The 24,665-nt window shown below is 62.9% G+C and carries 19 protein-coding genes; 7 read left to right on the top strand and 12 right to left on the bottom strand.

Going from position 1 to position 24,665, the window contains the following annotated elements; genetic code table 11:
* Positions 1-130: 130 nt before the first annotated feature.
* From GN300_RS05865 to GN300_RS05855, 3 genes are read left to right on the top strand one after another with little or no spacing between them, the layout of a single operon-like run.
* Positions 131-1,261 (top strand): ABC transporter permease, encoded by a 1,131-nt coding sequence (locus tag GN300_RS05865; RefSeq protein ID WP_030536958.1) that lies wholly within the window; start codon positions 131-133, stop codon positions 1,259-1,261.
* On the top strand, positions 1,258-1,944 hold the full coding sequence (locus GN300_RS05860) for an ABC transporter ATP-binding protein (protein ID WP_003939803.1): 687 nt from the start codon (positions 1,258-1,260) through the stop codon (positions 1,942-1,944). The genes GN300_RS05865 and GN300_RS05860 overlap by 4 nt, the downstream gene beginning before the upstream one ends.
* 27 nt (positions 1,945-1,971) lie before the next feature.
* Positions 1,972-2,523 carry a TetR/AcrR family transcriptional regulator gene (locus GN300_RS05855; protein WP_007732757.1) on the top strand — a complete coding sequence of 184 codons (552 nt, stop codon included), beginning with the start codon at positions 1,972-1,974 and terminating at the stop codon, positions 2,521-2,523.
* Positions 2,524-2,532: 9 nt separating this feature from the next.
* Here the strand turns inward: GN300_RS05855 and GN300_RS05850 are convergent, their stop codons facing one another.
* Entirely contained in the window at positions 2,533-2,907 is a 375-nt protein-coding gene (locus GN300_RS05850) for a hypothetical protein (RefSeq protein ID WP_063315764.1), read from the bottom strand.
* 110 nt (positions 2,908-3,017) lie between these two features.
* On the opposite strand from GN300_RS05850, the gene GN300_RS05845 reads away from it, so the two are divergent.
* Positions 3,018-3,671: a TetR/AcrR family transcriptional regulator gene (locus GN300_RS05845; protein WP_063315765.1), complete on the top strand. Its 654-nt coding sequence runs from the start codon at positions 3,018-3,020 to the stop codon at positions 3,669-3,671.
* Here GN300_RS05845 and hutG read toward each other — a convergent pair.
* The 11 genes from hutG to GN300_RS05790 form a co-directional block, all read right to left on the bottom strand.
* The gene (hutG, locus tag GN300_RS05840; RefSeq protein ID WP_042926100.1) at positions 3,668-4,636 is read right to left on the bottom strand and encodes a formimidoylglutamase; all 969 of its coding nucleotides are present in this window, start codon (positions 4,634-4,636) and stop codon (positions 3,668-3,670) included. The genes GN300_RS05845 and hutG overlap by 4 nt on opposite strands.
* A 23-nt stretch (positions 4,637-4,659) precedes the next feature.
* Positions 4,660-5,850, bottom strand: coding sequence for an imidazolonepropionase (gene hutI / locus GN300_RS05835; RefSeq protein WP_063315766.1), 1,191 nt, complete (start codon positions 5,848-5,850; stop codon positions 4,660-4,662).
* A 37-nt stretch (positions 5,851-5,887) separates the two neighbouring features.
* A complete protein-coding gene (hutU, locus tag GN300_RS05830) occupies positions 5,888-7,561 on the bottom strand; it encodes a urocanate hydratase (protein WP_007732742.1) in 1,674 nt (557 codons plus the stop codon).
* Between the two features lie 42 nt (positions 7,562-7,603).
* Positions 7,604-9,040 carry a cytosine permease gene (locus tag GN300_RS05825; RefSeq protein WP_003940251.1) on the bottom strand — a complete coding sequence of 479 codons (1,437 nt, stop codon included), beginning with the start codon at positions 9,038-9,040 and terminating at the stop codon, positions 7,604-7,606.
* Positions 9,041-9,243: 203 nt separating this feature from the next.
* Positions 9,244-10,608, bottom strand: a complete 1,365-nt coding sequence (locus tag GN300_RS05820) for an FAD-binding oxidoreductase (RefSeq protein WP_007732738.1) — start codon at positions 10,606-10,608, stop codon at positions 9,244-9,246.
* Positions 10,609-10,624: 16 nt separating this feature from the next.
* Complete coding sequence (locus GN300_RS05815) at positions 10,625-11,698, bottom strand: histidinol-phosphate transaminase (protein WP_063315767.1); 1,074 nt, start codon at positions 11,696-11,698, stop codon at positions 10,625-10,627.
* Positions 11,695-13,263, bottom strand: coding sequence for a histidine ammonia-lyase (gene hutH / locus GN300_RS05810; RefSeq protein WP_007732730.1), 1,569 nt, complete (start codon positions 13,261-13,263; stop codon positions 11,695-11,697). Before hutH ends, GN300_RS05815 begins: the two co-directional genes overlap by 4 nt.
* A 109-nt stretch (positions 13,264-13,372) precedes the next feature.
* Positions 13,373-14,164, bottom strand: a complete 792-nt coding sequence (locus tag GN300_RS05805) for an IclR family transcriptional regulator (RefSeq protein ID WP_007732728.1) — start codon at positions 14,162-14,164, stop codon at positions 13,373-13,375.
* Positions 14,165-14,283: 119 nt separating this feature from the next.
* Positions 14,284-14,946 carry an IclR family transcriptional regulator gene (locus GN300_RS05800; RefSeq protein WP_030536970.1) on the bottom strand — a complete coding sequence of 221 codons (663 nt, stop codon included), beginning with the start codon at positions 14,944-14,946 and terminating at the stop codon, positions 14,284-14,286.
* A 37-nt stretch (positions 14,947-14,983) separates the two neighbouring features.
* Positions 14,984-16,126, bottom strand: coding sequence for a CaiB/BaiF CoA-transferase family protein (locus GN300_RS05795; protein ID WP_063315768.1), 1,143 nt, complete (start codon positions 16,124-16,126; stop codon positions 14,984-14,986).
* Positions 16,127-16,137: 11 nt separating this feature from the next.
* The gene (locus tag GN300_RS05790; RefSeq protein ID WP_007732726.1) at positions 16,138-17,307 is read right to left on the bottom strand and encodes an acyl-CoA dehydrogenase family protein; all 1,170 of its coding nucleotides are present in this window, start codon (positions 17,305-17,307) and stop codon (positions 16,138-16,140) included.
* Positions 17,308-17,541: 234 nt separating this feature from the next.
* On the opposite strand from GN300_RS05790, the gene GN300_RS05785 reads away from it, so the two are divergent.
* From GN300_RS05785 to GN300_RS05775, 3 genes are all read left to right on the top strand, one after another.
* Entirely contained in the window at positions 17,542-22,188 is a 4,647-nt protein-coding gene (locus GN300_RS05785) for an NAD-glutamate dehydrogenase domain-containing protein (RefSeq protein WP_233405575.1), read from the top strand.
* 109 nt (positions 22,189-22,297) lie between these two features.
* Entirely contained in the window at positions 22,298-23,053 is a 756-nt protein-coding gene (gene hutC / locus GN300_RS05780; protein WP_024487384.1) for a histidine utilization repressor, read from the top strand.
* A gap of 217 nt (positions 23,054-23,270) precedes the next feature.
* A complete protein-coding gene (locus GN300_RS05775; protein WP_003940270.1) occupies positions 23,271-24,665 on the top strand; it encodes a serine hydrolase in 1,395 nt (464 codons plus the stop codon).

Here is a 24,665-nt window from a genome sequence, read left to right as displayed (position 1 = left end):
CGCCTCGAGTGTCTACTACGGGAAGTAGTAACGCACCTCACATAGCTTTTCGACGCCTTGTCGATATGATTTCGACAAGGCGTCGATAAAAGTCGGCGTGACTCGTATCGACGACTTTGGAGCTTCCCGAATGTTCCTCGCCCTGCGTGAACTGTGGTTTGCGCGAAATCGATTCCTCTTGATGGGTGCCGTGGTTGCCCTCATCTCGATCCTGATGGTGATTCTGTCCGGCCTCTCGTCCGGACTGGTAAATGACGGTGTCTCCGCTTTGCAGCGGACGCCGATTCAGGCGTTTGCCTTCGCGCCGGACACCAAAGCCGACTCGGCGTTTTCGCGCTCGGTCGTCACCGAGGAGCAGGCGCAGGCATGGCGTATGCAACCCGATGTCCAAGATGCCGAGCTCTTCGGCAACATGATCGTCAATGCAAAAACTCGCAGTGGCACGCCTGTCGATCTCACGCTCTTCGGCATCGAACCTGGCTCCTTCCTCGAGCCCGTCTCCGCCGACGGGAGGGGGCTGCAAGCCGACACGGACATCATCGTCAGCTCTACCTTCCGTGACGACGGTGTTGCGATCGGTGACACCGTGATACTCGATCGACTCGGTACGGAGCTGACAGTTGTCGGATTCACCGAAGACAAGCGCACTTTCGGTCACGTCGACGTCGCCTACCTGCCCCTGCGTACTTGGCAGGAGGTTCACGCCGGTGCCAAGATCGGCGAAACCGCCAATGCCAGTGCCTATTCCGAAGCAAGTGTTGTTGCGATTCGGGGCATTGGTGGCGCGTTACCGGATCTCGTGTCGGGCGATGCGGCGGCGGGAACGTCCGCAAAGACGCTCGAGGAATCTTTCGACTCCTCACCAGGGTTCTCCGCGGAAATGATGACTATGTCGATGATCAAGGCGTTTCTGTACGCGATTTCGGCCCTGGTGGTCGGTGCATTCTTCAGTATCTGGACGGTTCAGCGCGGTCGTGAACTCGCAGTGTTGCGCGCGATGGGAGCCTCTACCGGCTTCCTGCTTCGTGACGGCATGGCGCAGGCACTGGTAGTGCTGCTTGGTTCCATCGGCCTCGGTGTGTTGCTGGGCTTGGGGCTCGGTTCGGGGCTCGAAGGCGGGGGGATGCCGTTCGCCCTCGAGTCCGGCCCAGTCGTCAACGGCGCAGTGCTCTTGGCGGTACTCGGGCTGGTCGGCGCAGCCGTTGCCATCGTCCGTGTTACCCGTGTCAACCCGCTCACCGCATTGGGAGAAAACCGATGACCACAGTCGAAAAGACCACAACCGGATTGGTATTGACCGCTGTCAGTCTTCGATTCGGTGACGGTGACTCCACCGTGCTCGCCCTCGACAACGTGAACCTGGAGGTCTCGTGCGGCGAACTTGTCGCGATCGTCGGACCGTCAGGCGCTGGAAAGTCGAGCTTGCTCGCTGTGGCCGGCGGACTCGGTCGGCCGTCGAGTGGAACGATTGTCATCGACGGCGTGGACGTGTCGGCGATGCCGGCCCGTGCTCTCGCCAAACTTCGACGAGACAAGGTCGGCTTCGTCTTTCAGTCCGGCAACCTGATTCCAGCGCTGACGGCGCGCGATCAGCTTCGGCTGATTCCCAAGCTCACGGGGCGGCCGGGTCGCGATCCCGAGGAGTTGCTCGACTCGGTCGGTATGAGTCACCGTGCAGATCGTCGACCCGGTCAACTCTCCGGCGGTGAACGCCAGCGCGTCGGTATCGCTCGGGCATTGATGAGCAATCCCTCACTACTGCTCGTCGACGAGCCGACGGCTGCTCTCGACCGCAAACGCAGCCATGAGGTGGTCGAACTGCTCTCGCGCGAAACTCACGAGGCAGGCGTCGCTACGATCATGGTGACCCACGATCACGACGTGCTCGGGCACTGCGACCGCATCCTCGAAATGGTTGACGGTCGGTTGCGTCAGAGCGAGTAAGCCCGCGAGGGGACTGGAGGAGATTCGGTGCCGAGGATCGATGCGCCCACTGTGGTCGAGCATCGTGCTGCTCAGCGCCGTGCCCTCCTCGACGCTGCACACGCTCTTCTGTCCGAGGCCCCGGACCGGCCGCCGGGGCTCGGTGAGGTGGCAGCGAAGGCAGGGCTCGCCAGGTCGAGTGCCTACCACTACTTCCGGTCCCGGGAAGATCTCCTCAGTGCCGTCGTCGAAGACATGTTCCCGCGCTGGAACGACAAGATCGTCGAGGCGATGGCAGGCGCAGACGATCCGGTATGGGCGTACGTCGAGGCAAACCTCCAACTGGTTGCCGACGGAGAGCATGCGATAGTCGGAGCGCTGGCGACACTGACCCCGCAAACATTTCGAGATTCGCGGATCATGGAAATGCACGACAGTCTTGTGCTTCCGCTGGTCGAGGCCCTCCGCCTCCGTGGCGTGTCGGACCCGAAGCTCACCGCCAAGTTGATCAACTCGCTGGTGCATACGGGTACCGAACTGATCGAATCCGGTTGCAGCATGGACGAAGTCAGGTCCGCCGTGCGTGAGGTCCTCGCGTGAGTGGCAGCCTCAGGCCGTAATCAGATCCATCCGAAGGTACTCGGTGATGCGGAGCAGCCTCGGAGGCTCGGACACGTCTGAGGAAAGTGCTTGAAATGCTTCGCCTTTCGCGACGAGGCGCGGGGTGCCGAGGCTCACCTCCGTCTCGTCGACGGACAGTCGAGTGCTTCCCGCTCTCAAGACGTTCTGCACCCAGTCCGAGCCTGATCCGTACACCAGAATGAAGACGTAGCCACCCTCGACCGGATAGGCGTCGAGGGGCGTCCGGTAGGTCGTGCCGGATGTGCGTCCGACGTGAGTCAGTACCGGCCATTTACCGCTCGAAATTGCACGCGGGTTGAACACTCGCTTGTTGACATGTCCCCACCATCTCGGCATCGGCATTGCGATCTCCCTTCGCGAGCGCCTTACGAACGTAAGGCTGGCTTACACCTGTAAGGGTGACTTACGCATGTAAGGTTGTCAACGTATTCGTTCCGCCGAGGGGAGTCTGTGTGTCACGGCAACCGCGACAGTCGCTGAACAGGACTCGCGTAATCGAGGGTGCGATCCGCGTTGCCGACGCGGGTGGTGTCGAGGCCGTCACGATGCGACGGGTGGCCCAGGAGCTGGGCATCGAGGCGATGTCGCTCTACCACCACGTGCCCAACAAAGATGCGATTCTCGACGGCCTCGTCGATGCGGTCTTCGAGGCGATCGACCTGCCCGACAGTGAGTGTGCGGATTGGCGAGATGCAATCCGTGGACGCGCCTTTTCCGCTCGCACAGTCCTGTCGCAGCACCGTTGGGCTCTCGGTCTGCTGGATTCGCGACGCAGCCCTGGCTCGGCGACCCTGCGTCATCTCGACGCTGTGCTCGGAGTGCTCCGGAAGGCCGGGTTCACACTCCCGATGGCCGCGCACGGAGCCTCGCTGATCGACAGCTATATCGGCGGATATGTTCTCCAGGAGGCGAATCTACCGATGAGCGCACCCGGCGACGTCGAAGAAGTTGCGAGTGACATCCTCGAGCGCCTTCCGGCTGAAGAGTTGCCCTTCCTTCACGAGATGATCGTCGATCACGGTCTGAGTCCTGATTACGACCACACGAATGAGTTCGCCTACGGTCTCGATCTCATCCTCGATGCGCTCGAGGCGCGCCGAGGCTAGCGCTGAACCGGCACGTGCTTCGTGACTATCCGGTGGATCAGACGAGCAGCCGTTCGGGCAGTGCGATTGTCGACGTCTAGGCTCGGGTTCAGTTCGGCGACATCGAGAACCGCGAGTTTTCCGCTGGACGTGACTCGGTCACATACGTATTGGATGGTTTCGAGGCTGACTCCGTAGGCCGCAGGTGCGCTGACGCCCGGCGCCACAGCTGCAGGCAGGACATCGAGGTCGATGGTCAGGTAGACCAGATCGACGTCGTCGAGGAAGTCTGCGAGGAACTGATCCACGACGCCTCGGCCGATCGCTCCGCATTCTTCGTCGAGCAGATAGCGAACACCGAGGCGGTGAGCCGTGTCGAACAGTGCCGTGGTGTTGCTCGGTTGGCTGATTCCGATCACGCTGTACTGATGCGAGGTGCCTGCCGCGGCTTCGTCCTCGGCGATCTGACGAAAGGGTGTGCCGGAGCTGGGTATCGGATCGCCCCGCAGGTCGAAGTGCGCATCCAAGTTGAGGATTCCGAGTTTGGCTCCAGCGGTTCGCAACTCGGAGCCCGCGACGCCGAGGTATGTACCGTAGGCGATTTCGTGTCCTCCCCCGAGAACCACGGGGAAGTGTCCCGAATCAAGCGCAGCGCTGACGGCGTTCCCGAGTGCAGCCTGACCGGCCTCGAGTTCTTCACCCGACACGGCAACGGTTCCGGCGTCCTGAATCTGCAGTGGTTCGGCCAGCGCCATGGAAGCCAACCCGGCTCGCAAAGCGTCGGGGCCATCCGCGGCACCGCGGCGGCCCTTGTTGCGGCGGACTCCTTCGTCGCTGGAGAATCCGATCAGAACACAGTCGCCGGGAGCTGTTTCGGCTGAATACGGTTGCACGGCATGATGCCACCGCAGATGCTCGGCAGTGGTGCCGTCGGAGCGCCCGGTCCACGGCTTGGGTTCGATGTCGACTGCGATCTGATGTGCCACGACGGCCTCCCGGTGAGTGTATTTCAGTAGCTTGTGGCGAGTGCGCCGTTTTTCCAGACCTCGCGCACCAGAGGGACGCCCGGGCGGTAGGCGAGGTGGAGGTACGACGGTGCATCGAGCGCGATGGCGTCGGCACGTGTTCCGAGAGAAAGGGTTCCGACGTCGGTGCGCTGCAGCGCCCGGGCGCCTCCTGCAGTGGCTGCCCAGACTGCCTCGGCGGGTGTCATGTGCATGTCTCGCACCGCAATTGCTATGCAGAACGGGAGGCTGGTGGTGTAGCAGGTGCCGGGATTGCAGTCGGCGCCGAGAGCTACTGTGACGCCGGCGTCCAGCAGTGCGCGGGCGTCGGGGTACTTGTTGCGGGTGGAGAAGTCGGCGCCGGGCAACAGTGTTGCGACGGTGGAACTCTGAGCCAGGGCGTCGATGTCCTCGGCGGTGACGTAGGTGACGTGATCGACGGACGCGGCTCCCATCTCGACGGCGAGCTGAACTCCTGGCCCTTCGCCGAGTTGATTGCCGTGGACGCGGGGGATCAGTCCAGCGGCGACGCCTGCGCTCAGGACTGCATGTGCCTGTTCGCGGTTGAACGCCCCTCGTTCGCAGAAGACGTCGATCCACTTCGCGTGTGGCGCACAGGCAGGGATCATCTCGTCGCACGCCATGGCGACGTAGTCATCGGCGCGGCCGGCATATTCGGGTGGTGGAACGTGGGCGGCCAGCAGTGTGACCTCGTCGGTGAACTGTCCGGCGATCAGTGCGCTGCGTAGTTCGCTCTCGGTGTTCTGCCCGTATCCGGTCTTGCATTCGACGGTTGTGCTGCCCGAGCGCAGGGATTCGTCGAGTAGGCGTCGAACATTGGCCTGCAATTGTTCGTCGGTGGCCGAGCGCGTCGCTTCGATGGTGTTGCGAATACCGCCCGCCGCGTACTTCTCGCCCGCCATGCGAGCTGCGAATTCCTCGGCCCGCTCGCCACCGAACACCAGGTGCGAGTGACTCTCCACGAATCCGGGGAGCAGGGCCCGACCGCCGATATCCTGACCGATATCGGCAGCCGGGGCGTCGGCGGAATCGCCGACCCAAGCAACATCGCCCTCGTCGAAAACGATTGCCGCGTCGTGTCGTACGCCGAGCTTGCCCTCACCCAGAGTCGGGTCATTGGTGACGAGGGTTCCGATGTTGGTCAGAACGGTGGTTCGAGAACCATTCGTGGTCAATGTAATTCCTAACTCAGGGTGAGGTCGTGGAGCTGTTTCAGTTCTCGGTCATCGGGATGCGGACGCCGCGGGTGGCTGCCGTGTCGATGGCGTGGTCGTATCCTGCATCCGCATGCCGGATGACACCCATCCCGGGATCGTTGGTGAGAACTGCTTCGAGCTTCTTGGCTGCGAGTTCGGTGCCGTCGGCGATGCACACCTGTCCCGCGTGGATGGAGCGCCCCATCCCGACGCCGCCGCCTTGGTGGAGTGAAACCCACGAAGCGCCGGACGCGGTGTTGACCAGGGCGTTGAGCAGCGGCCAGTCGGCGATCGCGTCGGACCCGTCGATCATCGATTCGGTTTCGCGGTACGGCGAGGCGACCGATCCGGAGTCGAGGTGATCGCGGCCGATGGCGATCGGTGCGGAGAGCTCGCCCGAGGCCACCATCTCGTTGAACTTGAGGCCGGCGAGGTGGCGCTCACCGTATCCGAGCCAGCAGATACGAGCCGGAAGGCCTTCGAAGGCAACCTTTTCGCCGGCCATGGTGATCCAGCGGCGCAGGTGCTCGTTCTCGGGGAAGAGTTCGAGGATGGCCTTGTCGGTGGCCTCGATGTCCTTGGGATCACCCGAGAGCGCTGCCCAGCGGAAGGGGCCGAGGCCTTCTTCGAAGAGCGGACGGATGTAGGCGGGAACGAATCCGGGGAAGTCGAATGCACGGTCGTAGCCGGCCTTGCGGGCCTCGTCGCGGATGGAGTTGCCGTAGTCGAATACCTCGGCGCCGGCGTCCATGAATCCGACCATGGCCTTGACGTGTGCGGCCATCGCGTTGCGGGAATCTTCGGTGAACTTCTGCGGATCCTTCTCCGACATGGTCTTCATGTCGCCGAAGTCGATGCCGATCGGCAGGTAGGCGAGGGGATCGTGCGCCGAGGTCTGGTCGGTCACGATGTCGATGGGGGCCTTCATCTCCAGCAGCGCCGGGAAGATCTCTGCCGCATTGCCTTCGAGGCCGATGGAGAGTGGCTTCTTGGCATCGCGTGCCGCGGTCGCCAGTTCGAGCGCGTGCTCGATGCTGTCTGCCTTGGTGTCGAGGTACTTGTGGGCGATACGACGGTCGATGCGGGTGATGTCGCAGTCGACGCAGATCGCGACGCCGTCGTTCATAGTGACGGCGAGAGGCTGAGCGCCGCCCATGCCGCCGAGACCCGCAGTGAGGGTGATCGTTCCGGCGAGTGAGCCGTTGTAGCGCTTCTTCGCGATGGCGCCGAAGGTCTCGTACGTACCCTGCAGGATTCCCTGGGTGCCGATGTAAATCCAGGAGCCTGCGGTCATCTGGCCGTACATGGTCAGGCCGAGGTCTTCGAGACGGCGGAACTCTTCCCAGTTCGCCCAGTCACCGACCAGGTTGGAGTTGGCGATCAGCACTCGCGGTGCCCACTCGTTGGTGCGGAAGACACCGACCGGCTTGCCGGACTGCACCAGCATGGTCTCGTCGTTCTTCAGCGTCTTCAGCGTGGCGACCATGGCGTCGAAGGCAGCCCAACTACGCGCTGCGCGACCGGTTCCGCCGTAGACGACGAGGCTGTCCGGGTGCTCGGCAACATCGGGGTCGAGGTTGTTCATGAGCATGCGCAGGGCACCCTCCTGCTGCCAACCGAGCGTCGTGAGCTCGGGGCCGCGGGGAGCGCGGACGGGGCGCGGCTCGTGGCCGGGGGTGCTGATTTCCATTGTGTTCTCCTAGCTTGCTGAAGTTCGAAAGACGTTGGGGGATCAGACGCGAGAGTCGGTCATCGCGGTGTGATCGGGGTAGATCATCGACGAAGGGGGATTGCTCGTGCGCTTGGCGAGTGGGTAATAGATCAGCCCGGTGAACACGATGCCGACCAGCCACGAGATGTCGGCGCCGCCGAGCATGTCCGTGACGGGGCCGGTGTACATCTTCTGGGCGAGGAACGGGATCTGGGCGAGAACGCCGGCGGCGTAGCAAGCCAATGCGGTGAAGTTCCATGCACCGTATCGACCGTTGACGTCGTACAGCGCCGGAATGTCGATGCGTTCCTTGGAGATCAGGTAGTAGTCGATCAGATTGATCGCACTCCACGGCGTGAACACCATCAGCAACACCAGGACGAAGTTCTTGAAGTTGTCCAGGAAGTCGGCGCTGGCGGCGATGGCGATCAAGACCGAGACCGCAGTGAAACCGAGGATGTAGAGGGTGCGCGCGGTGCTCGAGATTCGCGACTGTCCGTTGAAGGCGGTGACGGTGGTCAGGATCGACATGAATCCGCCGTAGGCGTTGAGCACGTTCACCGTCAGCTTGCCGACCAGGATGACGAAGTAGATCAGGAAGGCAATGGCAGCGGGTCCGGCCAGATCTCCCATGAAGCCGACCTGGTTACCCAGGAACGCGTCGCCGGCGCAGGCCGCGACGAGAGCGCCGAAGGTCATGGACCACTGCGATCCGATGACACTACCGAGGAACGTCGACCAGAACGTGGTGCTCTCGGAAGTGCTGCGCGGCAGGTAACGCGAGTAGTCGGCGACGTACGGGCCGAAGGTGAGCTGCCAACCGGCACCCAGCGAGATCGCGAGCAGGAAGGTGACTATGTCGAAGCCCTTGATGCCGACGTACGAGGCGACGTCGTACTCGAGGAACAGTCGAACGGCCAGGTAGGAGAATCCGACGATGCCCACGACGGTGGCGATCCTGCCGACGATGTGGATCAGCTTGTAGCCGGTGACCGCGACGAATGCGGTGAGGAGACCGAAGACGACGATGCCGACGGTGGGGCTGTCGATGTGCAGGATCTTGTTGACGGCCTGTCCGGCCAACACGGTGCCGGTGGCAGCGAAGCCGAGGTACATCAGGATGACGAGAACAAGCGGTACGACTGCTCCCTTGACGCCGAACTGGGCGCGACTCGAGATCATCTGGGGGAGACCCATACGCGGGCCCTGTGCGGAGTGAAGCGCCATGACAGCGCCACCGAAGATGTTGCCGATCAGAAGTCCGACGATCGCCCAGATGGCGTCCGCGCCGAATACGACGGCGAGAGCGCCGTCGACGATTGCAGTGATCTGCATGTTGGCGCCGAACCAGAGAGTGAACTGGCTGCGCGGGGTGCCGTGTCGTTCTGCATCCGGGACGACGTCGATAGTGCGTCGTTCCGGAGTGAGGATGACCTCGGCCGGTCCATCGTGAGTCATAGGCCTGTCTTTCTGCTGCGAGCCCGTCGAGCGACGGAATCGACGTCGGGGTATTGCCCACCTTCTTCGTGCTTGGTGCTTTGCGCCTTGTGCTTTGTGCGCTGGGTCACTGTCACTGCGGATAAATGTATATGCCTGTATATACAGGCGTCAATACCCGGGACCCGTTTTCGCGTAAATGCTGTGTAACACCGCGCGAGAAATCAGAAACCCTTACCCGGGTTGAGGATTCCGAGCGGGTCGAAGGCAGCCTTGATCGATCGGTGCAGTTGCATGCTGTCCTCACCGAGCTCGAGAGAGAGCCAGCGACGCTTCAGAACGCCGACGCCGTGCTCTCCGGTCAGAGTTCCGCCGAGTTCGAGAGCACGCCGGAAGACCTCGTCCGCGGCGGTCCACACGGCTTCGGGGACCGAGCCGTCGGCAGCGCGGTCGAAGACGAAGGTCGGATGGACGTTGCCGTCACCAGCATGCGCGACAGTCATGATCTTGACCATGTGCTCGGCGGCCGCTCGGTCGATACTCTCGAGCATGTCGGGCAGTTTCGACCGCGGGACCCCGACGTCTTCCACGAGACATTGCCCGAGTCGTTCGGAAGCCGGATAGGCGAGTCGGCGAATCTCGAGTAGCTGTGCGGCTTCTGCCGCGTCCTGCGAGACGGCGACAAAATCGGCGCCCGCCCTCTCGAAGTGTTTCTGCATCGCCGCGGCTGCTGCGTCGGCATCGACCCCGTCGGCCTGTGCGATCAGCATCGCGGCGGTGTTGTCTTCCAATCCGATTCGTTTCCAGTCGTCGACTGCGCGCAGCGTTGCTCGATCGATCAGCTCCAGCAGGCTCGGTCCGATCCCGTCGCGAACGACCGCGGCAACTGCGTCCGCTGCGGAGCGGAGAGAATCGAAACTGCCGACGACGGTGACCGGTGCTCTCTTGGGCTTGGGCTGCAACTTCAGCGTGGCACTCGTGACGACTCCGAGTGTTCCCTCCGAACCGACGAGAAGACTGGTCAAGTCGTATCCCGCAACACCTTTGACGGTCCTTCGGCCTGTCCGCACGATCCGACCGTCGGCGAGCACAACCTCGAGACCCAGGACTGAATCGCGGGTGACGCCGTACTTCACGCAACGCAGTCCACCGGCGTTGGTGGCGATGTTTCCGCCGATCGTGGAGATCTCGAAACTGCTCGGATCAGGGGCGTACATCAGCCCGTACTCGTCTGCTGCTCGACTGATGTCGGCGTTGATCACCCCGGCTTCCACGACAGCGAGCTGATCGTCCGGATTGACCTCGAGAATCGAGCGCATACGAGTGGTCGAGATGACCAGGCAGCCCTCGACGGCTGCCCCGCCGCCCGCCAAACCGGTTCCCGCACCGCGGGTTACCACCGGGACACGGTGAGCAGTAGCCCATTTCAGAGCCTCGGAAATGTCGGCCGCAGTTTCGGCGAGCATGACGGCTACCGGATGGCCGGGTTCGGCGAGATGGGCCTCGTCACGGCGGTACGAGTCCATTACCGCAGGGTCGGTGATCAGGCGACTCGAACCGATCGACCGAGCAAGTTCGTGGACGGACATTCTTTTCTCCAGTCGGTCAATGGTTGTGTGCGAGTGCATCCACAGCGGCGATCACGGCGTCTTCTGCTGCCCGCTCACCTACGGTCACCCGCACACCCTCGCCGGGGAACATCCGGACCGAGACACCCTGCGCGACGCAGGCCGCTTCGAGTGCAGAAGCTCTCTTGCCGAGAGGGATCCACACGAAGTTGGCACCGCTCGGGACCGTCTCGACGCCGCGCAGAGCCAATTGCTCACATAGGTGAGAGCGACCCGCGGTCACCGTTTCGACTATCGAATCGGTGTGTGCCGGATCGGTCAGGGCCGCGCAGGCTGCGGCCTCGGCAACGGCGCTGAGCCCGAAGGGCGGTGCAGCGCTGCGAAGATCCGCTGCGATCGCCGAGTTGGTGACGGCATAGCCGGCACGAAGTCCGGCCAATCCGTAAGCCTTGGAGAAGGTTCGGAAGACGACGATGTTGGGAAAGGCTCGAAACAGGTCGACGCCGTCGACATCGCTGGTCGCGAACTCCCGGTAAGCCTCGTCCAGAAGGATGAGGACGTCACCCGGGATCGAGCGGGCGAACGAGACGAACTCGGCGGTCGAGAACTCGCTTCCGGTCGGATTGTTGGGGTTGCAGACGAGTACTGCGCGGGTCCGCGGAGTCACGGCTGCCGACATTGCACTCAGATCGTGCCGATGTTCGGAATCGAGTGCGACGGGTACACCGCTCGCCCCGGCGATTCCGATCAGTATCGGGTACGCCTCGTAGCTGCGCCACGGGTAGACGACTTCGGTGCCAGGGCCCGTGTATGCGGTCAATACCTGCTGGAGCAGTGCCAACGACCCGGCGCCGACCAGTACCTGGTCGTCGCCCACGCCCAGACGGTCGCTCAACCGGGCTATCAGTGTGTCGCCGAACAGCGACGGATACAAGTGTGAGTGTGAGGCCGCGAGATTGACGGCCTCGAGAATGGCCGCCGAGGGTGCAACCGTCGACTCGTTGCTCGACGCCCGCCACCGAACCTGCTCGAGGCCGGCGGCTTTGGAGTATCGAGGGAGCGCTTCGATTTCGGGTCGGGGGCGAGGCCTCAGCGCACCGGGCGCGCTCATGCCAGGGCGCCGATCGCGTTCTCCGCGGCCGCAACAAGTGCACCCGATGCCGCCAAGTCCACCGCGGCCTCGATCTCGGGGGACAGGAAGCGATCGGTACCCGGCCCCTGCACCTTCTCGCGCAGGGTCCGAAGGACGGCTCCGGTGGCGGGGGAGGGCTCGAGTGGGGAGCGCAAATCGATTCCTCTTGCTGCAGTCAGTATCTCGATCGCGAGAACTCGGGTGAGACCGTCGATGGACCGGCGGAGCTTGCGTGCACCCGACCATCCCATGGAGACGTGATCTTCCTGCATGGCCGAGGAGGGAATCGAATCGACACTGGCCGGGCTCGCGAGTCGCTTGAGTTCGGACACGATGGCAGCTTGTGTGTACTGCGCGATCATCAGTCCGCTGTCGACACCGGGGTCGTCGGCGAGGAAGGGGGTCAGACCGTGATTGCGTGCTACGTCGAGGAAGCGGTCGGTTCGGCGTTCGCTGATCCCCGCGACATCCGCGGTCACGATGGCGAGGAAGTCCAAGACGTAAGCCACGGGAGCTCCGTGGAAGTTACCGTTCGACCGAACCCTTCCGTCGAGAGTGACGACGGGATTGTCGACAGCACTGGCCAATTCGCGCCCGGCAACCAGTCGGGCGTGATCGACGGTGTCGCGTGCGCCGCCGGCGACCTGCGGTGCGCACCGCAGTGAGTACGCGTCCTGAACTCTGGTGCAGTCAGGGCCCGCGTGGCTGGCGACGATCGGGGAGTCGGCAAGCAAGCGCACCATGTTCGAGGCGGCCGCGCCCTGTCCGGGGTGGGGGCGAAGCGCCTGAAGATCGGCGGCGAACACTTGATCGGTGCCGAGCAAGCCCTCGACGCTCATGGCGGCAGCGATGTCGGCCAACTTGAGCAGATGATCGAGATCGGTGATCGCAAGGGCCAGTTGACCGAGCATCCCGTCGGTACCGTTGATCAGGGCGAGGCCTTCCTTCTCGGCCAGAACCACCGGTTCGAGACCATGGGCAGCCAATGCCGTTGCCGCATCGGTGAGTTCACCGTCGGCGGTGCGGACGGAACCTTCACCGATGATTGCCATCGCCACATGCGCCAGTGGTGCCAGATCTCCCGAGCATCCGAGGCTGCCGTATTCGTGCACCACCGGGGTGATGCCTGCGGTGAGTAGGTCGGCGTACGCCTGTGCGACTACAGGGCGCACTCCGGTTCGCCCGGTGGCGAGCGTCGACAGACGCAGAAGCATCAAGGCCCGGATCACTTCGCGTTCGACTTCCGGTCCCGAACCTGCCGCATGTGAGCGGATCAGGCTGCGCTGCAACTGTGTCCGCAGATGCGCCGGAATGTGCCGGGTGGCAAGTGCGCCGAATCCGGTGGAAACTCCGTAGACCGGTGTGGGGTCTGCGGCCAGCGCTTCGATGCGTGCACGACTTTCGGCGATCGCGGCCAGTGATTCCGCGGTCAATGCAACGCCGTATCCGTTGCGCGCGACGTCGACGACGTCGGCGATGGTGACAGCGCCGATTCCGACCTCGATGGTTCGGGTGGCTGTCTGGGTGGCAGGGGTGGCGTTCATGGGACTCCAATGATGATGCGTGGCTATCTAACAAAGTCTTGTATACGAGACTCTAGTCTTGAATATGAGACGAAAACAAGGCCCGCAAAGTACGGAACGGAGAAATTGGCTACATGTCTGCGGTCGGGGTCTCCACCATTCGATCTCCGAGATCGGCGGAGAACTCGGCGCTGACGGCGCGCACTCGGTCGGCGATCAGGGCACTCTCCTCGGCCGATTTGGAGCCGGAGAGGAAGGTGACGCCGAGAGCTGCGACCGGACGACCGTCCCGTGTGATCACGGGGCTGGCGATGCAGTTGATCCCGGATGTCGTCGCATTCTCTTCGACCGCATATCCGCTCTCACGTGCTGCGGCGAGCAGTTCTCGCAGTTCGGCGAGCGTCGACGGACCCGTTCCGGTCCGCGTCGGCCAGGTGTACCCCTCGTAGAGCGCGCTGATCTGTTCCGCATCCAGACGGCTCAGAATCGCCCGCCCGACTGCGGTGAGATGCGCCGGAAGGCGGGTCCCGATCTCGGTCACCAACCGAACGCCGGGCTTCAGAGGTTCACGTTTGTCGAGGTAGATGACGTCAGAACCCTGAAGTACCGCCAGATGGGAGGTCTCGTCGGTCGACTGAGTGAGTGCCAGCATGAATCGTTGGCCCTCACGGTGAAGTGGGCCGGACCGCATGTACGACGCACCGACTTCGAACGCCGAGACACCCAGGGTCCAGGCGCGTTGATCAGCCCAGTACGAGACGAACCGTCGATCCCGCATGACATTGAGGAGGTGATGCGTCGTACTCTTCGGCAGCTCGAGGGCGCTGGAGATTTCTGCCGTCGCCAGCGGCACACCCCGGCGGGCCAGGAGATCGAGCACGTCGAGCACGCGCTCAGCAGATTTCACGCGGCTCGTCGTCATATGGGGTGTGTCCTTACGGGTAGGGCTGAGGTGGGAGCGGGGAACCACATTGTCTCGGATACGAGACTGAATCGCCAAGTGCTCGGATACGAGACTGAATCGCCAAGTGCTCGGGGTGGTCAGGGAGTCTGGTTGCCGAGTTCCGCGGACAACCGGGCGCAGTGCTCCACCAAGACGCGGCCGTGGCTGGCGCAGACCTCGTCCGTCAGACGGAAGGTCGGGCCCACGACGCTGAGCGCTCCGGCTATCTGACCGACCGCGTTGTAGATCGGCGCGGCAACTCCGGTCGAGTGATCCTCGATGGTGTCGTGCGCAATGGCGTACCCGCTCTCGCCTACCTTGCCGCTCAACGCTGCGCCGACGGCGGTGCCGTCCAGGGGAACGCTCTGGCCCACCCACCCCATGTGGCGGATCGCGTGCGTGCCCTCGATCTGATCGAGATACAGCGCAGTGTCTTTCGGTCCCTTCGTCGACAGGTAGGTCGACTCTCTCGTGGTTTCGGCGATGGCCTTCATCGCGGGCCGCGCTCTCGGCAACAGTTGATTGTCACCGAGTGCGCGAGCCCCGATCTGTAGTAGCCGCGGGCCGACGCGATAGACGTTGTCCTCGCCGCGGACGACGAACTCGGTTTGTTCGAGGCTTCTGATCAGGCGAAGCGCGGTACTGGTTGCCAGATCGGTTGCCTTGGCGGCGTCGCCGAGCGTCAACCCGCCGTGCTCGACGATCGCACCGAGAAGTTCGAACGTGCGATTCGCGCTGCGGGTCACGTCGCCGGGGGCCATGTCCTACTCCAAGTGCCGAGGGATGTCTGCGCTGAATCTATCGCGAGCCCGGCAGTACCTCACCGTGGTGCTCGTCCAGCAGGGGACTGCGGCGGACATCGGGGCGTCGGCTATCACCGAACACGACGGGTTGTCGTACGTAGGAGATTTTTCCTGCTACCGGGTGCTCGAACGATTCGACGACTCCGCGATACTCGGCCTGCGCGGAGGTGAGTGCCTGCTGGACGTCCCAGATTTCCGAGCCGGCGAGGCCCGCGTCGCCGAGAATACCGACCACGTCGGTGACGGTCTTTCCGGCAGCCCAGTTTTCGATCTCCTTGCGCAGTGCCGGTTCGTTCTCGGTCCGGGCGGTGTCGTCGGCAAATCGGGGATCTGCGATCAGGTCGACGCGATCCATCGTCTGCGCCAGCTTCTCGAAACCCGACTGGCTCGCAACTGCGAGGACGAAGAGTCCGTCGTCGGCCTTGTAGGTGTCGAACGGTGTTGACACCGGATGACGGTTGCCGACGCGTGGGGGAGTGAGCCCGGTGGATTGCAGTTGGCTGTGTGCTGTCGGCAGCATGGCGAGCATGCTGTCGAACATCGCGACGTCAAGGTGCTGCCCGAGTCCGCTCGCCCGTGCACTCAGCAGGGCGGTACTGATTCCCCAGGCGGCGAACAGCCCGGCGACCAGGTCTCCGAACGACTCACCCAACCGTGTCGGCCCGGATTCCTCCGAACCGGTGATGCTCATGATTCCCGAAAGAGCCTGGACTACAAGGTCGTAGGCGGCGGCTCCGGACATGGGCCCGTCCTGTCCGAAACCGGAGATGGACGCGTACACGATGCGCGGATTGCGAGCCCGCGCAGCCTCGTAGTCGATTCCCAGGCGCTTGGTGACGCCGGGGCGAAAGTTTTCGACGACGACGTCGGCGGTCTCGATGAGCGTCAGCAGCGCCTCACGGTCCTCGTCGTTCTTGAGGTTGAGTGCCACCGAACGCTTGCCACGATTGAGCACGTTGAAGTAGATGCTCTCGCCGTCGCGGAACGGGCCGAGGTGCCGAGAGTCTTCACCGTGTTCGGATTCGATCTTGACGACGTCCGCACCGGCGTCGGAAAGCAGTGCGGTGCAGTAGGGTCCGGCAAGGACGCGCGAGAGGTCGATGACCCGGATGCCGTCGAGTGGGGGAAGTGCAGTCATGTCCGCGCCTTTCAGAACTCGGTGGAACGCGGCGACGGAGCATTGCCGGCAATGGTGAGCAACTGGATCTGCGAGGTGCCCTCGAAGATGCGGAGAATGCGGCAATCGCGGTACAGGCGTTCGATTTCCGATTCGCGCATGAAACCTGCGCCACCGTGGATCTGTACGGTTTGATCGACGATCGAGAAGCAGGCTTCGGTGGCGACGTACTTCGAAATCGATGCGGCGCGGCGGATGTCCTGACCGGCGTCCTTGACGTCGGCGGCCCAGTCTGCGGTGACGCGTGATGCGACAAGTTGCGCGTCGCAGCCACCGAGGAGTAGCTGGATTGCCTGGAAGTCGAAGATCGGCGTGCCGAACTGCTTTCGCTCCGTTGCGTACTCGCGTCCCAGTTCCCAAGCGCGCAGAGCGATGCCGTTTGCCATTGCCGCTACGTCGATGCGTGCTCGGTTCAGGGCGGTCAAGGCAATGTTGCCGCCGCGACCTTCGGTGCCGATCACGGAGTCGAGCGGCAGAACGACGTCGTCGAGGTAGACGGTGTACGTCGGGGCCGAACGAATTCCCATCTTGTCCTGCGGCTCCGAGTAGCTGATTCCCGGAGTTCCCTTGGGGACTACGAAGGCGGTGATGCCTCGGAATCCTGCGCTCGGGTCCGTCTTGGCGAAGAGCACGACCAGGTCGGCTTCCTTGGCGTTGGAGATGTACGTCTTCGATCCGGAGAGATGCCAGCCGTCGTCCTCGCGTCGGGCGACGGTACGCATCGAGGCGATGTCGGAGCCGGCATCGGGTTCTGTGAGTGCAAAGCCGGCCAGTAGTTCGCCCGACGCGAGCTGGGGCAACCAGCGATGCTTCTGCTCTTCGGAGCCGCCGACGAGAATCGGCTCGAGGCCCAGGTAGTGGGCGGTGTAGATCGATGCCAGCGCGGCGTCGGTGCGTGCAACTTCTTCGATGGCGACCAGTTGGGTTCGTGTCGACAGACCCAGGCCGCCGAATTCCTCGGGCACGGAAATGCCCATGAGGTCCTGCTGCCCGAGGCGCTTGACCAGCTGCGCCGGGAACTCCTTGGACTCGTCGCGTGCGGCTGCTCCTGGGTGGATCTCGGCGTTGGCGAAGGCTCGGACAGTGCTGCGGAACTCTGCGAGATCGACGCTGTCGGTGTCGGGCGCGGTCTGGGTAGTCACGGGGGCTCCTTCGAGGCGGAATAGTTACGAATTTCATCTAATGAAATCTAATTGCCACTAGTTGGCATGGACTGACTATGGCCGAGGGTGGCGAATTTGTCCAGGGGTGAATTTGTTGTGTCGCGGCTCACGTTCTGCAATGATCAACTTGTCTAAGCCTGTATAGACAAGTTGATTGCGGATCGAACCCACTACAAGTCGGAAGCAGCGTGGCTTTCGACGGAAGGTGCTGACATGAGCCTCGTTTCAGTCGACACGACACCGGACTCCGAGAATGTGAGGAGGGTGTCCAGTACGTATTTCGAGGGCTTGTCGGCGGATCGATACGCTGCGCTCGCCGAAGACCGCAAGCTGGCGATTGTCGCCGCGCACATGGACCTTTCGCGTCGACGAGGACACAACTCGTCGATCTCGCGACTCGCGCCGGCCGGGGAGTTAGGGGATGGCCCCGCGATTCAATACGTCGGCGACGACATGCCGCAGCTCGTCGAAGCGGTCTTGGCGACACTTGCCCGTGCCCGCGTGGAACCTGAATTCGTGGTGCACCCCGTGCTTCGCACAGCCGTACAACCGGCGCACAGCACCGAAGACGCCCGGGCCGGGGAGCGCACCGAATCATGGATCCACATAGGACTACCCGCACACTGTTCGGACGCGCAGGCGCAGGTGATCGCGGACGACGTCGCCGGAATCCTCGACCGTATCGCGCGTGCCTTCCGCGATTCCGTGCCCCTGCGGGACCTCGTCGACGAGGCGCGCGAGCAACTGGACTCGAACGGCTACGCCGAAGAAGCTGACTTTCTCCGGTGGTGCAGCGCCGGAAACTTCAGTGTCATCGGTGGTGCGCGAACTGTCGACAGTGACGAGCCGTACGCCATCGGCGTGCTCCCCGATCCAACCGGCTCTTCGGATTCGAAAGCGGCGCCCCTCGCGATTGCAGTGGTGTACCTCCGGCAAGGGTTCGGTGGATCCGAATACGCCACCGAGATCGACGTGTCCGTCGGCGACCGTGCGTACCGATTCGTCGGGTTCTTCACCGCGACCGGTATCGTCGCCGACGTCAGGCTAACCCCGCTCGTGCGAGGACGCGTCGCAGACATCTTCGAGGCCTCAGGATCCACCGTCGATTCGTTTGTCGGACAATCGATGCTGGCAGTGATTCAGTCGATTCCGGTCACAGTGCTCCTGGCGGCCGAGCCGGCCCGAATCGCGGACGCGCTGGACGAACTCACTTCCGTGGACGGCCGCACATCGATCCATCTGTTCTTGCAACCGGTGGGAAGTTCCCCGGCGACAGGGCGAGATCAAGAGTTGTCGGCTTTGCTCTTCGTTCCGCGCGAGAAATTCAGTACGACGATCAGAACAACGGCCGAGTCGGTACTCGCCGACGCACTCGGTGCCCACAATATCGAGTTCTCCAGTCGAGTCTCGGAATCCCCCTTGGCCGTCGTACATTTCACGGCCACAGTCGGCGGCGGCGCGAACTTCGCGTCGGCGCGACAAGCACGGGAGATTCGGGACCTCGTCGTCGACGCGTGCCTGACGTGGGACGAACGATTCGTTCTGGATGCTTCGCACTACGACGAGCGGCGCAGGCGTGCTCGGTTCGCCGAGCGAGTTCCGGCGGCATACAAGCAGGATTTCGACGCTGTCCGAGCCGCCGAGGACATGGCGGTGTTCGAGGGCCTCGCGCCCGGAGAAGTAAGTCCACGGTTGGCCCGATCTGTCGACGGACCGGGTACTCACCGTCTCGGGCTGTACGTCTCGGGTGATCCGCTCTCGCTGGGCGAGGTGCTGCCCGTATTGCAGAGCCTGGGCGTCGAAGTGGTCGACGAACGTCCGTACGAGATCGCACCGGTGGGAACCGAACAGTCCAGGATCTACGAGTTCACGCTCGACTATCCGAGTGCTCCGGTCGAAGGCTTCGACAACTTTGCCGCGCGATTCGCGGCGACGTTTGCCGCGGTTCGAAACGGTGACGCCGAGCCGGACTCGTTCAACGAATTGGTCGCGATCGCGGGACTCGGCTGGAAACAGGTAGTGGTGCTGCGGGCATACGCGGAGTTCTTGCAGCAAGCGGGATTTCCTTACAGCACCGGTCGCGTCGCCGAGGTACTTGCCGATCATCCCGAGATCGCCGGCAGATTGTGCGAATTGTTCGAGAGCCGTTTCGATCCTGGCGTCGTCGACGGAGATCGAGGTGCACGTGCAGCAGCGGACGTGGAAACGGCCGTGGCGCAGGTGCAAGGACTCGACGCCGATCGGATCCTGCGCGCATTGTCCGAACTGGTCCGTAACACGTTGCGTACCAACTATTTCGTGTATCCCACTCAATCGCTCGGCGCGCTCTCGTTGAAGTTCGATTCGGAGAAGCTGTCCGTATTGCCTTTCCCTCGACCGAAGTTCGAGATATTCGTGTACTCACCCGATGTAGCAGGTGTGCACCTTCGTTTCGGTACGGTGGCTCGCGGCGGCTTGCGCTGGTCGGATCGGAAAGAGGACTTTCGCACCGAGGTACTGGGATTGGTGAAGGCGCAGGCAGTCAAGAACGCAGTCATCGTGCCTGTCGGAGCGAAGGGCGGATTTGTCGTCAAACGCCCACCGGTTCCAGGGCTGGGCGCAGACGCAGACCGAGAAGCCGCGTTGGCGGCCGGGATCGATTGCTACCGATCCTTCATTCGCGGACTACTCGATCTGACCGACAACGTCGACAAGCAGAGCGGGGCCGTTGTCGCGGCGCGGCGGGTCGTTCGCCACGACGGAGACGACACGTATCTTGTTGTCGCCGCGGACAAGGGAACTGCGAAGTTCTCCGACATCGCGAACGAGGTTGCCGCGGAGTACGGATTCTGGCTCGGCGACGCCTTCGCGTCCGGCGGGTCGGTCGGCTACGACCACAAAGCCATGGGTATCACGGCGAAGGGCGCCTGGGAAAGTGTCAAGCGGCACTTCCGTGAGCTCGGCGTCGATACCCAGCACGATGACTTCACCGCGGTGGGGATCGGAGACATGAGTGGCGACGTCTTCGGCAACGGTATGTTGTGCAGCAAGCACATTCGCCTGATCGCGGCGTTCGATCATCGGCACGTGTTCGTCGATCCGGACCCGTCGCCTGAGCGCTCGTACGACGAGCGATCACGTCTCTTTGCGCTCCCCCGATCCTCGTGGGCCGACTACGACCCGACCTTGATCAGTGCCGGCGGCGGAGTGTGGGAACGCTCGGCGAAGCGCGTTCCGATCAGTGACGAGATACGAGAGGCACTGGGCCTCGAGGACGACGTCACCGACCTGACTCCACCGCAACTGGTTCGGGCGATTTTGCGGTCCCCGGCAGATCTGTTGTGGAACGGCGGCATCGGAACGTACGTCAAGGCCTCCGGTGAGTCCGACCTCGAAGTCGGCGACAAGAGCAACGACGCCGTTCGGGTGAACGGCAACGAAGTGCGTGCCCGAGTGATCGGTGAAGGAGGCAATCTCGGCCTCACCCAGGCCGGACGGATCGAATACGCACGCGGCGGTGGACGGATCAACACAGACGCCCTCGACAATTCGGCCGGAGTCGATTGTTCCGACCACGAGGTGAACATCAAAATCCTTCTCGACTCCCTGATCAGCTCAGGCGTCGTCACGGACTCACGTCGTGACGCACTACTCGAATCGCTGACCGACCAGGTCGCAGAACTCGTTCTCGCAGACAACCGTTCGCAGAACGAACTGATGGGTACCACGCGGGCGGATGCGGGGGCGATGATCGGTGTGCACGGCAGAGTGATTTCCAACCTCGAATCGCGCGGGATCGTCGACCGTGTCATCGAAGGGTTTCCGACCAAGAAGCAGTTCGCCGCGGCCGAGAAGTCGGGAACGGGGCTGACGTCGCCGGAACTCGCCACACTGATGGCCCACGTCAAGCTCGATCTGAAATCCACGCTGTTGGCGGGAAGCTCGATCGACAACCAGATCTACCGCCAGGTGCTGGCGAACTATTTTCCGGAGGGCGTTCGAGTTGCAGGGGGTGACGCCCTCGACCGGCACCCACTTCGTCGCGAGATCGTCGCGACAGTGCTGACGAACAACGTCATCGATCGAGGCGGCATCACCTATGTGTATCGGCTCGGTGAAGAAGTCGGCGCTGATCCGGAAGACGCAGTACGTGCCTTCACTGTGGTCTCCGAGGTGTTCGGACTGTGGAAGTTGTGGCACGACATCAGCGAAGCCTCGCTCTCGACCGCAGTGTCCGACGAGTTGATCCTGCTCACCAGGCGACTGCTCGACCGGGCGTCACGGTGGATGCTGACACGTCGTCCGCAACCGCTGGCCGTCGGGGCCGAGATCAGCAGATTCGGTGATCGCATCGCGGAGGCGTCGGCAGAGCTCGATGACTGGCTGGTAGGCGCAGATCAGCGGAACCTGGCTGCGCGAACGGTCCTCATCACGGACAAGGGCGCGCCGGAGAACCTGGTCAGGCGAGTGGAGATATTGCTCGATCAGTTCGGACTGCTCGACGTGGTGGAGATCGCGGACCTTGCCGATCGGACGATCTCGGAGACCGGCGAACTCTATTTCCGGCTCGGTGAGCATGTTGGGCTCGTCCCGATGCTCAATCGAGTGTCGGCATTGAGCAAGGACGGAAAATGGAACGCGTTGGCGAGGTTGTCGTTGCGGGACGAGTTGTACTCGACGGTGCGGGCCCTGACCCTCGACGTCTTGGCCGACGCGGAAGCGGGTGACACGACAGCGGAAAAACTCTCGAGGTGGGAAGAAAGGAATGCGTCGAGAATCGAGAGGTCCACTCTCGCGCTCGCAGAGATCGAGGCGTCCGGGCAACACGATCTTGCTGCGCTTTCGGTTGCGACGAGCCAATTGCGGCGCATGGTGGGTTAGGTCCGGCGCGGACGCTCGCGGATGGATCGGAAAGGTGCACGAGGCGGATAGACTTCGGAGGCCGAACGGGAGAACCGACTCGGTGGTTTTCGACGAACGGGTGGTGGCGATGGCGATTGCCGAAGTGGACGCAGAACTCGCCGTGCTGTTCAACGAGGCAGGCGGCGAGTCCGCCCCTGCCTACGAACGGGTCAAGAACCTCGTGGTCTCGCAGATCAACTCGGGTCGGTGGACCGAAGGCGATCAGCTGCCTTCGGAGAATCAACTGGTCAGTGCGCTGGGGTTGTCACGAATGACGATCAATCGAGCGCTTCGCGAACTCACCAGCGACGGTCTGATCGTGCGGATGATGGGGGTCGGTACTTTTGTCGCCGCCACGAAGACCGCGTCCCCGCTGTTCGAAGTCAAGAACATCGCCGACGAGATTCAGCGCCGCGGCCACCGTCATCGAACCGAGGTCGTCTTCGTTCGTGAGGAAGAAACCGACCACGGGCAGACGTTCCTTCGTGAATCGGTGGGCAAACGGGTGTTCCATTCGCTGATGGTGCACTTCGAGGACGAAACTCCGATTCAGGTGGAAGACCGATTCGTGAATCCGAACGAGGCGCCAGACTATCTGCGCCAGGACTTCACCGCGATCACCCCCAACAACTACTTGAGTGACGTTGCGCCTCTGGTTCGCGGCGAGCATGTCGTGGAAGCGGTGTTGGGTAGCCCGGACGAATGCGAGCTGTTACGCATCGATCGCGGGGAACCGTGCCTGCTGATTCGCCGCCGCACGTGGTCGGCTAACGGATTGGTCAGCGCGGCGCGCTTGATCCATCCGGGTTCACGCAATCGCTTGGAAGGAACCTTCGAGCGTTGATCGTTTCGAATGGCGAATCCTGAACACTCGCTCGTCGGATTGCACCATTTTCGGGGCCGACTTCGGTGCAATCGACCAGGACGTGACTGCGAGCACACTGAGATCATGGGTGGACGGTTATTGCTTCCGCAACCTCACTTCCCGACGAGTGAGACCTGAGCGGATCCCAGCAACGCCGTCTACGCCGCTCGCTTCCATGATCGAAGGAGTTCGACCTGTGACCGACTTGCCCAAGGACCTACTTGTCGCCCCGAAGTGGCAGGAACGCCTCGACGAACTGGCAGCCAAGCATTCGGTACCGGGCGCGCAGGTCGGTGTGATCGCGCTGGGCGAAGACGGCGCAGCGGACATCCGTGTCATCACCACCGGAGTGACGAGCCTGAACACGCGCGTTGACGTCGACGCAGACACCCTGTTCCAGTACGGATCCGCGAGCAAGATCTGGACGACGACGCTGATCATGCAGCTCGTCGACGAGGGCAAGCTGACGCTGGACACCCTGGTGGTGGAGGTGCTTCCGGAGTTCACGATCGCGGATCCTTCCAACACGAAGGAAATCACGATCCGCCAGTTGCTCACGCACACAAGCGGTATCGACGGAGACCTGTTCAACGACACCGGTGACGGTGACGACTGCGTCGAGAAGTACGTCGACGAACTCGCGACCGCGATCAGCGTCACCGAGCCCGGCGGGCATCTGAGTTACAGCAACGCGGGTTTTGCCGTTGCCGGCCGCATCGTCGAGGTCCTTCGTGAGATGACGTGGGACGAGGCGTTGGTCGAATATCTCTGGAAGCCACTCGGATTGACGCACATCATCACCAAGGCCAAGGACGCGCCGCTGTTCCGCACGGCCGTCGGCCACGTGGCCAACCCGGATCGGACGTCGCCGGACAAGGTGATTCCGACCAAGCAGTGGCTGCTTCCGCGCGGTATCGGTCCGGCCGGGATCATCACCGGATCGGTCAGCTCGCTCCTGACCTTCGGTGCTGCACACATGCGTGACGGACTCGCATTGACGGGTGAACGCATTCTGTCCGAAGAATCCGCGCGCCTGATGCGCACTCCGCAATTCGACCTGACCGCGGTCTCGAGCGTCGATCAGGCCTGGGGCCTCGGCTGGATCCTGTCCGACTGGGGCGGCGTGACGTCCGCGCAGCACGGTGGTGCGACGATCGGCCAGATCACTCGTTTTCACACCTTCCCCGAGCTCGGTCTCGCCATGGCCGTGGTGACCAACTCGCGTGGCGGCGGCGCCCTGGCCCACGACATCGAGAAGGAGATCGCCCAGGAGCTCGATCTCGTTCTGCCGGAACCGAAGTCCGAGCCGAATGCGGAAGACATCGACCTGTCGCACATTCTCGGAACCTATGAATCGACAACCGTGCGAATCGAACTCACGCGCGGCGAGGACGGCGGATTCCAGGTGCAGAACTTCGCCAAGGTCGAGATCGACGGCGAGCCGCCGGCTCCGCCCACCAAGGTCGTACCTCTGTCCGCCTCCAGGTTCTTGATCAGTAACGAGAGCGCTTCGGGTGAGATGGCTCATCTCACGATCGATGGCGAGCAATATCTCTACATGACAAGGCTTTTCAAGAAGATTTCCGACTAG

The sequence above is a fragment of the Rhodococcus sp. Ni2 genome, assembly GCF_021352185.1.
Taxonomy (GTDB): domain Bacteria; phylum Actinomycetota; class Actinomycetes; order Mycobacteriales; family Mycobacteriaceae; genus Rhodococcus_F; species Rhodococcus_F qingshengii.
This window is presented reverse-complemented; position numbering and strand designations above follow the sequence as displayed.